Consider the following 582-nt stretch of genomic DNA (forward strand, 5'->3'; position numbering starts at 1 on the left):
CATTGAACCTCATGGTCGTGCAGGAGCATCGCCAGCGATTCGGCCGCGTCACGATTATCATCAACAATAAGTACGCGTAACCGTCTCGTGAGTTGTCTCACCCGTTCGGTCGCGTCCGTAGTTCCGGTGGCTCTTGCCTGCGTTATCGGCAACCTGACCGTGAATCGCGATCCCTTTCCCACTCCGTCGCTTGCAGCAGTCACGTGGCCGCCGTGCATATCGACGAGGTTCTGAACGACAGACAGCCCAATACCGAGGCCTGAGCGCCATTTGCCGTCTGGCGACGGTAGCTGAACGTACGCCTCGAACATTTGGACAAGTTGCGACGCAGGGATGCCGATTCCCTTGTCTGTCACGACGATTTCGATTTCATCGTCACGAACTGCTGCGTCGATCGTTATCTCGATGCCGTCGTTCGAATATTTGATCGCATTGTCGAGCAGATTGGAAACGACCTGGGTCAGCCTCGTTCGGTCACCATCCACCAGTACAGGCGCGTCGGGCAAACTGACATTGATACGGTCCCGGTGTTCGTGCGCGATCGGCAGATTGATCTCAACACCGCTTTGCACAGCGTCCCGG

General features: G+C 56.7%; 1 protein-coding gene. It reads right to left on the minus strand.

Annotated features, from left to right (window positions below; translation table 11 throughout):
- The coding region (locus P0D73_RS46615) for a hybrid sensor histidine kinase/response regulator (RefSeq protein WP_408436497.1) at positions 1-582 on the minus strand (582 nt) is incomplete at both ends.

Origin of the sequence: Paraburkholderia sp. RL18-101-BIB-B, assembly GCF_046026985.1 — a bacterium.
Taxonomy (GTDB): domain Bacteria; phylum Pseudomonadota; class Gammaproteobacteria; order Burkholderiales; family Burkholderiaceae; genus Paraburkholderia.